Genomic DNA, 11,515 nt, shown 5'->3' on the forward strand with positions numbered 1-11,515 from the left:
ATGACGATGCACTACGAGAAGACCCCCGGCTGGCTGGACTGGTACGCCGACCCGAGCCGGCCGCGGTTCCCCATGCCCGAGGGGGCCGTCGACGCGCACTGCCACGTGTTCGGCCCGGGAGCCGCGTTCCCGTTCGCGCCCGAACGCAAGTACACCCCGTGCGACGCGTCCAAGGACCAGCTCTTCGGGCTCCGCGACCACCTGGGCTTCAGCCGCAACGTCGTGGTCCAGGCAACCTGTCACGGCGCCGACAACAGCGCCATGGTCGATGCCCTGCGGTCCTCGGGGGGACTGGCCCGGGGCGTGGCGACGGTACGGCCGGACGTCTCGGACGCCGAGCTGCGGGAGCTGCACGAGGCCGGGGTGCGGGGTGTGCGGTTCAACTTCGTCAAGCGGCTCGTCGACGCGGCTCCGCGGCAGGACCTGTGGGACGTCGCCCGGCGGATCGCGCCCTACGGGTGGCACGTGGTCGTCTACTTCGAGGCGGCCGACCTCGCGGGCCTGCGCGACTTCTTCCTGTCGATCCCGGTTCCGCTGGTCGTCGACCACATGGGCCGGCCCGATGTGACCAAGGACCCGCACGGTCCGGAGTTCGAGGCGTTCCTCGACTTCATGCGGGCCGGGCCGGACATCTGGTGCAAGGTGACCTGCCCCGAACGGCTGTCCGTGAGCGGCCCGCCGGCTCTCGACGGTGAGCGGTCGGCGTACCGCGACGTCGTCCCGTTCGCACGCCGCGTGGTCGAGGAGTTCCCCGACCGGGTGCTGTGGGGGACGGACTGGCCGCACCCGAACCTGGCCACCCACATGCCCGACGACGGCCTGCTCGTCGACTTCGTCCCGAGCATCGCGCCGACGCCGGAGCTGCGGCAGCGGCTCCTCGTCGACAACCCGATGCGCCTGTACTGGCCGGAAGCCGGCTGACCCGTCTCACGATCGGAGCCCGACCTTGTCGCTGGACAAGACCTACAAACTGGTGCCGGGGACCACCGTCTTCGACGCCGAGCAGTCCGCCCGGGGATATCACCTGAACCAGTTCTGCATGTCACTGATGACGGCGGAGAACCGCGCCCTCTACCTCGCCGACGAGCGTGCCTACCTGGACGCGTGGCCGCTGCGCGAGGAGCAGAAGCAGGCGCTGCTCGACCGTGACCTCAACGCCGCGATGCGCGAGGGCGGCAACATCTACTTCCTCGCCAAATGGGGCGCGACGCTGGGATTCTCGTTCCAGCAGATGGCCGGTTCGATGACGGGCATGACCGAGGAGGAGTACCGCGCGATGATGGTCGGCGGCGGCCGCTCCGTCGAGGGCAACCGCATCGATCACGCCGTCCTGGAGGCGGCGCACGCCGATCGGACTCCCCCGGCCGAACACGCCGTGATCACCGGTGCGGTCTTCACCTCGCACGTGCCGGCGATCGGTGCGGCGATGGACCACGGCAAGACCGACGAGCCCTACTGGAGGCCGGTCTTCGAGGGCTACGAGTATTCCAAGGCCTGGGAGGAGGAGAACCGCCCGGATGTGGTCTTCCTGGTCTACAACGACCACGCCTCCGCGTTCGACCTGTCCCTGATCCCGACGTTCGTGCTCGGCACCGGCGCGGCCTGCGCCACCGCCGACGAGGGCTACGGGCCCCGCCCGGTCCCCGGCATCGAGGGCGACCCCGATCTGGCCGCCCACATCGCGCATTCGCTGATCAGGGACGACTTCGACCTCACGCTCGCCAATGACATGACCGTCGACCACGGCCTGACCGTCCCGCTGTCACTGATGTTCGGGGACGTCGAGAAGTGGCCGTGCAAGGTGATCCCGTTCCACGTCAACGTGGTGCAGTACCCCGTGCCTTCGGGCGCCCGGTGCCTCGCACTCGGCCGGGCGCTGCGCAAGGCGATCGAGTCGTACGACCGGCCGCTGAAGGTCCAGGTGTGGGGCACCGGTGGCATGAGCCACCAGCTGCAGGGCCCGCGCGCCGGACTCATCAACCGCGCGTGGGACAACGCCTTCCTCGACAGGCTCGTCGAGGACCCGGTCGGCCTGTCGCGGGTACCGCACCTGGAATACGTCGAGGAGGCGGGCTCGGAGGGCATCGAACTGGTGATGTGGCTGATCGCCCGCGGCGCGATGAGCGACCTCGACGGGTCGGGGGACATCGAGGTCAAGCACCGCTTCTACCACGTGCCGGCGTCCAACACCGCCGTCGGCCACCTGATACTCGAGAACCACACCCGGGCCCAGGAGCCCGCCGAAGGAGTGAAGTGACATGAGCGACGACCGGACCCTCCGGGTGGCCCTGGCCGGCGGTGGCGCCTTCGGCGCCAAGCACGCGGCCGCGCTCAGGCGGATCGAGGGCGTCGAGGTGGCCGCCGTCGTGAGCAGCACCCTCGAACGTGCGCGGAAGTTCGCCGCGGAGCAAGGGATCGGCCGTGCCGTGGCCTCCCTGGACGAGGTGCTGGCGATGGACGACGTCGACGCCGTCGTCCTCGCCACCCCCACCCCGATGCACGCCGCGCAGACGCTGGCCTGCCTCGACGCGGGCAAGCACGTCCAGGTCGAGATTCCGCTGGCCGCCTCCCTCGGCGACGCCGAGGCCTGTCTGGCGGCGCAGGAGCGCACCGGGCTGGTCGCCATGGTGGGCCACACCCGGCGCTTCAACCCGAGCCACCAGTGGGTGCGGCGGCAGATCCAGGCCGGGCGGTTCAACATCCAGCAGATGGACGTGCAGACGTACTTCTTCCGCCGCACGAACCTCAACGCGCTGGGCGCTCCGCGCTCCTGGACCGACCACCTGCTGTGGCACCACGCGGCGCACACCGTCGACCTCTTCGCCCACCAGACCGGCTCGCCGATCGTGCAGGCCAACGCGGTCCAGGGCCCGATCCACCCCGAGCTCGGCATCGCGATGGACATGTCGGTCCAGCTGCGCGCGGCGAACGGCGCCATCTGCACCCTGTCCCTGTCGTTCAACAACGACGGCCCGCTCGGCACCTTCTTCCGCTACATCGGCGACACCGGCACCTACATCGCCCGCTACGACGACCTGGTCACCGGCAAGGACGAGCCGATCGACGTGAGCGGGGTCGACGTGTCGATGGACGGCATCGAACTGCAGGACCGCGAGTTCGTCGCCGCCATCCGCGAGGGCCGGGAGCCGAACTCCTCCATCGCCCAGGTCATGTCCTGCTACCGGACTCTGGCGGGCCTGGAGGAGCAGCTCGACGCCGCCCCGGGCGCGTGAGCACGGCACCGGTGACGGAGATCGGCACCGAACGCTGCGGGCGGGCGGGCTGAACGGCACACCGCGGGCGGACAGGACGACAGGACGGGCTCACCGTGCCGGCGGCACGGTGAGCCCGTCCTGTCGTCCTGTCCGCCCTGCCGTCCGGGTCGGCTGCCGAAGCCGAGACCGAGGCGGTCCGGTCCGGTCCGGTCCGGTCAGGCGTAGTGGCGGTACACGGCCTCGGCGACGCAGGCCGGCTTGTCGCCGCCCTCGACCTCGACGGTGAAGGTGATCGGCATCTGCACGCCGTTGCCCTTGACCTCCTCCACCGTGCCGACGGCACCGTGGAGACGGATCTTCGCGCCGACCCGGACGGGGCTGGGGAAACGGACCTTTTCCAGGCCGTAGTTGACGCTCATCTTGGTGCCGGTGATGCCGAGCAGCTCGCCGAAGAGCGGGATGATCAGGGAGAGGGTCAGGTAGCCGTGGGCGATCGGGCCGCCGAAAGGTCCGTCCTTGGCCTTCTCCGGGTCGGTGTGGATCCACTGGTGGTCGTCGGTGGCGTCGGCGAAGGTGTCCACCCGGTCCTGGGTGATCTCCAGCCACTCGGTGCGGCCGAGGTCGGCTCCGCTGAGGGAGGTGAGCGCGTCGAGGCCGTCGGCGATGGCGATGGGCATGAGGAATCCTTTCGATGGGGTGGGCGACGCCGAGCGCGCCCTGGGGGAACGTCCTGCTCGAACGCCGTTCACGACTGGGGGCGTGCGGAGGGGGCGGTGGCGAAGGCGTCGCGCACGGCGGACTTCACGATCTTTCCGGAGGCCGTGCGCGGCAGGCCGCCCGTGAGGACGACCGACTTCGGGATCTTGTACTTGGCGAGCCGGCCCCGGAGGTGGCCGAGGATGTCGTCCTCGCCGGCGCGGGCCTCGGGCTTGAGGACGACTACGGCGCGGCCGACCTCGCCCCAGACCGGGTCGGGAATGCCGATGACCGCGCATTCGGCGACGGCGGGGTGGTCGAGGAGCGCGTCCTCGACTTCGGCGGGGTAGACGTTCTCGCCGCCGGAAACGTACATGTCCTTGACCCGGTCGACGATGTAGGCGTAGCCGTCGGCGTCGGTTCGGGCGATGTCGCCGGTGCGCAGCCAGTCGCCGTCGGCGAAGGCCGCGGCGGTGTCCTCGGGCCGGTTCCAGTAGCCGGTCATGGTGTGGGGTCCCTGGACGAGGACCTCGCCGCGTTCGCCGGGCGCGGTGTCGCTGCCGTCGGGGCGGACGATGCGGGTGTCGGTGAAGAAGTGCGGGACTCCGGCGGAGCCCGCCTTGTCCACCGTCCGCTCCCTGTCGAGGAAGAGGACGCCGGGAGAGGCCTCCGTCATGCCGTAGCCCTGACTGAAGGCGAGGCCGCGGTCGGTGTACGCGGCGATGGTGCGCGCCGGGACCGGTGCTCCGCCGCAGTTGAGGGTGCGCAGGCTGGAGAGGTCGGTGCTCGCCCAGCGCGGCCGGGCGGCCATGGCGTCGTACATCGTGGGGACGCCGAACAGGTAGGTGACCCTCAGGCGTTCGACGGTGTCCAGGACCAGGTCGGCGTCGAAGGCGGCGTGCAGGACCACCCGGCCGCCCTTGAGGAGGGTGGGCAGGCACGTCATGTTGAGGGCGCCGGTGTGGAACAGCGGGGCCACGACCAGGGTGACCTCGTCGGCGGTGAGGTCGGTGTCGACGAGGACGTTGACGCTGTTCCAGGTGATGTTGGCGTGGGAGAGGACGGCTCCCTTGGGACGGCCGGTGGTCCCGGAGGTGTACATGATCATGCACGGGTCCTCGGGGCGCACGGCCACGTCCAGAAGCCCGTCCGTGGCGCCGGCCGGCAACTCCTCGTAGGCGAGGGCGTCGTCGCCGGGTCCCTCCGGCCCGTCGAGTGCGATCCGGTGGCGCACCCCGGCCTCGTCGGCGGCGGCGCGTGCGACCTCGGCCTGCTCGGGGGCGTGGAAGAGGACGACGCTGCCCGAGTCGGAGAGGTTGTACGCCAGTTCCGGGGCGGTCAGGCGGGTGTTGAGGGGGACGAAGACCGCGCCGAGCGCTCCGGCGGCGAACAGCGTCTCCAGGAGGGCCGGGTGGTTGGGGCCCAGGTAGGCGATCCGGTCACCGCTCACCACGCCCAGGGCCCGCAGGCCGTGGGCCAGCCGCAGGACGCGGCGGTGGAGTTCCCGATAGGTCAGGGTGCGGTCGCCGTGGACGACGGCGGTCCGGTCGGGTGTCTTGCGGGCCCGGCGCGCCGGCCAGGAGCCGATGCCTTGGTTCAGCACGAGCGTTTCCTTCAGTCGGTGGACAGGCCGAGCAGCCGGGCGGCGTTCTCCTTGAGGATCTTCGGCCGGACCTCGGGCTTGATGTCGAGCGCGGCGAAGTCGGCGAGCCACCGGTCGGGGGTGATGACCGGATAGTCGGAGCCGAAGAGGACCTTGTCCTTGAGCAGGGTGTTGGCGTAGCGCACGAGCTGCGGCGGGAAGTACTTCGGCGACCAGCCGGACAAGTCGATGTGGACGTGGGGCTTGTGGGTGGCGACCGCGAGCGCCTCGTCCTGCCAGGGGAAGGACGGGTGTGCGAGGACGATCCTCAGCTCGGGGAAGTCGACGGCGACGTCGTCGACCGCCATGGGGTTCGAGTACTTCAGCCGGATGCCGCCGCCGCCCGGGACACCTGCGCCGATCCCGGTCTGGCCGGTGTGGAAGAGGGCGGGTACGCCGAGTTCCTCGATGGCCTCGTACAGCGGGTAGGCGAGGCGGTCGTCCGGGGAGAAGGCCTGGATGCTGGGGTGGAACTTGAACCCGCGCACCCCGTACTCCTCCACCAGGCGCCGGGCCTCGCGGACCCCGGCGCGGCCCTTGTGCGGGTCGACGCTGGCGAACGGGATCAGGGCGTCGGCATGGGCGGCGCAGCTCTCGGCGATCTCCTCGTTGGAGATCCGCGGGTGGCCGGTGGCGTGCTCGGCGTCGACGGTGAAGACGACGGCCGCCATGCGGCGTTCGCGGTAGTGCGCGGCCATCTCGTCGATGGTGGGCTGCCGGTGGCCGTGGGCCTTGAAGTAGTTCTCGGAGGCGCCGAACAGCTCGGGGCTGAGGGCCCCGTGGCCGTCCTTGGAGACCTCGGCGTGGGTGTGCACGTCGATGGCGGTCAGCGCGTCGAGGTCGAGCGCGGGCGTGCGGGGGCGCTCGGTCATCTCATGCCTCCGGGGCCTGGGGCGCGGGGATGCCGTAGGTCTCGGGCTCGGCGCCGACGCCGTCCGGCCACAACGCGGCGATGGTGTCGCCGCTCCAGCCCCCGTCGGCGAAGGCGACCGCCTTCTCCTTCGGGTGGGCCCACAGGGCGAGACGGTCGCCACCGATGCCGATGGCCTGCCCGGTCACTCCGTCGGAGGCGTCCGAGGCCAGGAAGGTGATCAGACCGGCGACGTCCTCGACGGTGCCGAGGCCCTCGTCCTTGCGCAGCCAGTCCGGCAGTGGCTCGCCGGTGCGCTCGGACTCCTCGATGACCGGGGCGAACGCCGGGATGGTCCTGGTCATCTCCGTGGCGGCGACGGGCACGACGGCGTTGACGGTGATGCCGGCGCGGCCCAGTTCCATGGCCCAGGTGCGGGCCATGGCGACGATGCCGGCCTTGGCGGCGGCGTAGTTGCCCTGGCCGAAGTTGCCGCGCTGGCCGGCGGGCGAGGAGATCAGGACGAGGCGACCGCCGGTGCCCTGCTCGCGCATGCGGACGGCGGCGGCTCGGGCGCAGGTGAACGTGCCGCGCAGGTGGACCCGTACGACGTCGTCGAAGTCCTCGTCGGTCATCTTCCACAGCACGCGGTCGCGCAGGATGCCGGCGTTGGTGACGAGCACGTCCAGGCGGCCGAACGCCGCGACCGCCGCGTCCACGAGCCGCTGGGCCGCTTCGCTGTCGCCCACGGCGGCCGCGACGCCGGTCGCGGTGCCTCCGCGGGACGTGATCGATGCGACGGCGGCGTCCACCGTGTCCTTGTCGACGTCGTTGACGACGACGGCGGCACCCGCGGCGGCGAGGGCCTGGGCGTATGCCAGGCCGAGACCGCGTCCGCTGCCGGTGACTACGGCGACCTTGCCCTGAAGATCCATGAGGGTGCCTCCCGAAAGGGATGAAGGGGGTGAAAGGAGCGATGAGGGAATCCCGGAAGCAACGGCCGAGCCGCGATCGACAGGAATCCTGATGAATGCAGTCTGAGCAATCGGCAGGATTCCTGTCAATGCCCTAGGGTGAGGCGGCACCGCGTACCGGTCACACGGCACCGGGAGCGGTACGAGCCGCCCCACGCGGGCCGCCACGACGGGAGGATGGACGTGAGCACGTCGCTGCTCTACCTGGTCAAGAGAACGGAGCTGGTGGTGCGCGCCCGCCTGGACGAGCTGCTCAAGCCCGCCGGGGTCACGGCGTTGCAGTACACCGCCCTGACGGTGCTGGAGCGGCACGACGGCATCTCCGCGGCGCAGCTCGCCCGCGACTCCTTCGTCACCGCCCAGTCGATGGCCGACATGGTCCGCACGCTGGAGGCCCGCGGCCTGATCCGACGCGAGCCCAATCCGGCCAACCGCCGCGAACGCCTCATCCTGCTCGCCGACCCCGGGCGGCGACTGCTCGCCGAGTACGCCGAGCCCGCGCGCCGCATCGAGGAACGCATGACCGCCGGCCTGAGCCCCGAGCAGACCGAGGCGTTCCGAGCCGCGCTGAACGAGTCCTGGCGCGCCCTGTCCTGACCCGGCGCACCCGCGGAGCGGCCGTTGCTCAGCTCTCGGCCGCCGTCTGGAGCACCACCGCCATCGCGCTGAGCATCAGTTCCAGGGCGAAGGGGTAGCCGCTGTCGCGCATGTCGGCGGCGAGCAGCGGGAAGGTCGCGGCGATGTTCGGATGGGTGTCGGCCGACAGTCGGCCGTAGACCGAGTTCCAGACCGCCTCGTCCGCCTCCCGGGCGGTCTTCGGCAGGGCGAGCGCTGCGGCGTCCTGGGCGGCGAAGGCCAGGGCCTGGTCGACGAACGCGTGGTAGGCGCGGACGGCGAAGGCGTCCGGGAAGCCCGCCGAGCGGAGGATTCCGAGGATCCGCTCGACGGCCCGGGTCTCGTGGGGGCGTCCCGTCGTGCGGTACGCCCCGAGGACGGCCGCCTGCGGGTGGGACAGGTAGCAGGCGTGGATCCGCAGCCCCATCGAGCGCAGGTCCTCCCGCCAGTCCCCGGTCGCCCGCCAGCCCTCCTGCGCCCTGCCGATCATTTCGTCCGCGAGGGCGAGGAGGAGGGCGTCGGTGTTGTGGAAGTAGCGGTAGAGCGCGCTGGGGTCGGCGCCGAGTGCGGCGCCCAGTCTTCGTACGGAGAGCGCCTCGGCACCGTGCTGGGCGACCAGTCGCAGCGCCGTCTCGACGATGAGCTCCTCCGAGAGGACGGCGCCCTGCTTGGTGGGTCTGCGGCGCTTGCGCCCGCCTTCGGGGATGACACGTTCGGACATGGCCGGGACCTTACGTCAACACCATTGACGTGTAAACGGCCTTGCCGATTCCATGGCGCCACCCCCCGTCGCCTCACGCTCTGGAGCTTTCGAATGGCCAAGGCCGATCTGGTCTTCACCCGCGGCCCCGTCTTCACGGTGGACCCGGCCCGTACCCGGGCGACCTCGCTCGCCGTCGTCGGCGACCGGATCGCGGCCGTCGGCCACGACGAGGTGCGCGAACTCGTGGGGCCCGGCACCGAGGTGGTCGACCTGACGGGGAAGCTGCTGCTCCCCGGCTTCCAGGACTCCCACGTGCACCCGGTCTTCGCCGGGGTGGAGATGGCCGAGTGCGATCTGACCGAGACCGTCACGGTGGACGACTACCTGGCCCGGATCCGTGCGTACGCCGACGCGCACCCCGACCGCGAGTGGATCACCGGTGGCGGCTGGTCGATGGAGAGCTTCGAGGGCGGACTGCCGACCCGGCAGCTCATCGACTCCGTCGTCCCGGACCGCCCGGTCTTCCTGGCCAACCGGGACCACCACGGTGCCTGGGCCAACACCCGGGCGCTCGAACTCGCCGGGATCACCGCCGCCACCCCCGATCCCGCCGACGGCCGGATCGAGCGCGAGCCGGACGGCACTCCGAGCGGCGTGCTCCAGGAGGGGGCCACCTCGCTGGTCGGCAGGCTGCTGCCGCCGAGCACGCAGGCCGAGCTCCTCGCCGGGCTGCTGCGGGCCCAGAAGCTGCTGCACTCCCTCGGCATCACGGGGTGGCAGGACGCGATGCTCGGCGAGCTCGGCGGCCGACCCGATCCCTCGGACGCCTACCTGACCGCGGCCGGGGACGGCACCCTCACGGCCCGGGTGACCGGGGCGCTCTGGTGGGACCGGGCGCGGGGCGCCGAGCAGATCCCCGAACTGGTGGCCCGGCGCGAGAAGATGCGGGCCGGGCGGTTCCACGCGACCTCGGTGAAGGTCATGCAGGACGGCATCGCGGAGAACTTCACCGCCGCCATGACCTCCCCCTATCTGGACGGCTGCGGCTGCGCCACCGCCAACAGCGGCCTGAGTTTCATCGAGCCCGGGGCGCTGCGCGGATACGTGACGGAGCTCGACGCCCTCGGCTTCCAGGTGCACTTCCACGCCCTCGGCGACCGTGCCGTGCGCGAGGCCCTCGACGCGATCGAGGCGGCGGTGGCGGCCAACGGACACCGCGGCAACCGCCACCACCTCGCCCATCTCCAGGTCGTCCACCCCGAGGACCTCACCCGCTTCGCCGCGCTGGGCGCCCTGGCCAACATCCAGCCCCTGTGGGCGGCCCACGAGCCCCAGATGGACGACCTGACCATCCCGTTCCTGGGTCCGGAGCGCGCCGCCTGGCAGTACCCGTTCGGCGACCTGGTGCGCGCGGGCGCGACCCTCGTCGCGGGCAGCGACTGGCCGGTGAGCAGCCCCGATCCGCTCGCGGGCCTCCACGTGGCCGTGAACCGCCGGGATCCCGAAGCCGACCACGACCGGATCTTCTACCCCGAGCAGCGGCTCGACCTGCCGACCGCGCTGGCCTCCTACACCGCCGGGGCCGCCCACGTGAACGGTCACGACGACGCGGGCAGCCTGCGCGTCGGCAACCTCGCCGACCTGGTCGTCCTGGACCGCGACATCCTCACGGCGCCCGCGGAGGAGATAGCGGAGGCCCGGGTGGAGCGGACCTATGTCGGCGGCCGGCTCGTGCACTCGGTCTGAGCGGACCGGACCGATGACGCCCGTACGTCGAGTCGGGTCGGGACGAGCACCCCCGCCGTCTCCCGTTCGCCGTGTTCCAGGACCGCCACCAGCATCTCGATGCCCGCCTCCGCGATCGCCTCGGGCCGCAGGCTCAGGGTGGTCACGGGCGGCTCGGTGTGCTCGGCGGTGACGTCCTCGCTCACGCAGACGAGGAGCAGGTCGCCGGGGACCTCGTAGCCGAGCCGGCGCGCCGCGTCCAGGACGAGCGGCGGACTCGCCTCGGCCACGACGAGGAGGGCGTCGGGCCGTCCCGGGCCGGCCGCCGGGTCGCCCGCGAGGGCGGTCTCGACGGCACGGATGACGGGACCGTTGCCCGGACTCCCGGCCCGTACGACCCGTTCCGGCACGCCGTGGACCGCACACCACTCGTGGTGCGCGGCCAGCACCTCGGTGTGGAAGCGGGTGGTGCTGTCCGGCACCAGGAGGACGGGCCGGCGGGCTCCCTGCTCGCGGACGTGGTCGAGGGCGCCCCGCACGGCGCGGCCGGTGTCCACGTCCACCCAGTACGCCCCGGGCCGCCCCTCGACGGAGCGGTCGCTGAACACGGGGATGCGGGCGGCGAGGAGGTCCTCGACGATCGGGTCGTCGGCGACCGGGTCGGCGACGACCACCGCGTCGAGCGACAGGTCGGCCCACTCGCTCTGCAGGGACCCGGCGGGCAGCAGCACCACGGCGTAACCGCGCTTCAGCGACGTCGCCGCGGTGGCCGCGGTCAGCCGGGCGAAGTACGGCGACTCCAGGAAGGTCCAGGGGGCGTCGGCGAACTCCCCGACCACGTATCCGATCAATCTGGCCCGTCCCGCGCGCAGCCGGCGCGCGGCGGCGTTGGGCCGGTAGCCCATTCTGCGCGCGGTCTCGCGGGCCTTCTCCCGGACCTCGGGAGAGAGCCTTCCGGTGCCGTTCAGCGCCGCCGAGACGGTCGTCTTGGACAGGCCCGCCTCGCGGGCCACGTCGACGAGGCGGACGCGCGGGAGGGGCGGCGAGGGCTGCCCGCCATGCGGTGGGACGTCGGTCATGCGACTGATGCTGCCA

At 71.8% G+C, this 11,515-nt stretch carries 11 protein-coding genes; 5 read left to right on the forward strand and 6 right to left on the reverse strand.

Annotated features, from left to right (window positions below):
- Genes ACFYYJ_RS10190 through ACFYYJ_RS10200 form a run of 3 tightly spaced genes read left to right on the forward strand, consistent with a single transcriptional unit; the run spans position 1 to position 3,233 of the window.
- On the forward strand, positions 1-921 hold the full coding sequence (locus ACFYYJ_RS10190) for an amidohydrolase family protein (RefSeq protein WP_389130726.1): 921 nt from the start codon (positions 1-3) through the stop codon (positions 919-921).
- Positions 922-946: 25 nt separating this feature from the next.
- Positions 947-2,257: a protocatechuate 4,5-dioxygenase subunit alpha gene (ligA, locus tag ACFYYJ_RS10195; RefSeq protein ID WP_385364639.1), complete on the forward strand. Its 1,311-nt coding sequence runs from the start codon at positions 947-949 to the stop codon at positions 2,255-2,257.
- Position 2,258: 1 nt separating this feature from the next.
- Positions 2,259-3,233, forward strand: coding sequence for a Gfo/Idh/MocA family oxidoreductase (locus ACFYYJ_RS10200; protein ID WP_385364638.1), 975 nt, complete (start codon positions 2,259-2,261; stop codon positions 3,231-3,233).
- Between the two features lie 197 nt (positions 3,234-3,430).
- Here ACFYYJ_RS10200 and ACFYYJ_RS10205 read toward each other — a convergent pair whose 3' ends face one another.
- From ACFYYJ_RS10205 to ACFYYJ_RS10220, 4 genes are all read right to left on the reverse strand, one after another.
- On the reverse strand, positions 3,431-3,892 hold the full coding sequence (locus ACFYYJ_RS10205) for a MaoC family dehydratase (protein WP_389130729.1): 462 nt from the start codon (positions 3,890-3,892) through the stop codon (positions 3,431-3,433).
- Positions 3,893-3,960: 68 nt separating this feature from the next.
- Positions 3,961-5,514 carry a long-chain fatty acid--CoA ligase gene (locus tag ACFYYJ_RS10210; RefSeq protein ID WP_389130732.1) on the reverse strand — a complete coding sequence of 518 codons (1,554 nt, stop codon included), beginning with the start codon at positions 5,512-5,514 and terminating at the stop codon, positions 3,961-3,963.
- Positions 5,515-5,525: 11 nt separating this feature from the next.
- The gene (locus ACFYYJ_RS10215; protein ID WP_385363716.1) at positions 5,526-6,425 is read right to left on the reverse strand and encodes an amidohydrolase family protein; all 900 of its coding nucleotides are present in this window, start codon (positions 6,423-6,425) and stop codon (positions 5,526-5,528) included.
- 1 nt (position 6,426) lies between these two features.
- Positions 6,427-7,338, reverse strand: coding sequence for an SDR family oxidoreductase (locus ACFYYJ_RS10220; protein WP_389130734.1), 912 nt, complete (start codon positions 7,336-7,338; stop codon positions 6,427-6,429).
- A 216-nt stretch (positions 7,339-7,554) separates the two neighbouring features.
- Here ACFYYJ_RS10220 and ACFYYJ_RS10225 point away from each other — a divergent pair, with 216 nt between their 5' ends.
- Positions 7,555-7,974, forward strand: a complete 420-nt coding sequence (locus ACFYYJ_RS10225; protein WP_385363714.1) for a MarR family winged helix-turn-helix transcriptional regulator — start codon at positions 7,555-7,557, stop codon at positions 7,972-7,974.
- A 28-nt stretch (positions 7,975-8,002) separates the two neighbouring features.
- On the opposite strand, the gene ACFYYJ_RS10230 is transcribed toward ACFYYJ_RS10225, so the two are convergent.
- Entirely contained in the window at positions 8,003-8,713 is a 711-nt protein-coding gene (locus ACFYYJ_RS10230; RefSeq protein WP_389130737.1) for a TetR/AcrR family transcriptional regulator, read from the reverse strand.
- 93 nt (positions 8,714-8,806) lie between these two features.
- On the opposite strand from ACFYYJ_RS10230, the gene ACFYYJ_RS10235 reads away from it, so the two are divergent.
- On the forward strand, positions 8,807-10,441 hold the full coding sequence (locus ACFYYJ_RS10235) for an amidohydrolase (RefSeq protein ID WP_389130740.1): 1,635 nt from the start codon (positions 8,807-8,809) through the stop codon (positions 10,439-10,441).
- On the opposite strand, the gene ACFYYJ_RS10240 is transcribed toward ACFYYJ_RS10235, so the two are convergent.
- Positions 10,408-11,499 (reverse strand): LacI family DNA-binding transcriptional regulator, encoded by a 1,092-nt coding sequence (locus tag ACFYYJ_RS10240; RefSeq protein WP_385126879.1) that lies wholly within the window; start codon positions 11,497-11,499, stop codon positions 10,408-10,410. The two genes, ACFYYJ_RS10235 and ACFYYJ_RS10240, sit on opposite strands and share 34 nt — an antisense overlap.
- Positions 11,500-11,515 lie beyond the last annotated feature (16 nt).

Origin of the sequence: Streptomyces sp. NPDC002467, assembly GCF_042889825.1 — a bacterium.
In the GTDB taxonomy this organism is placed as follows: Bacteria; Actinomycetota; Actinomycetes; order Streptomycetales; family Streptomycetaceae; genus Streptomyces.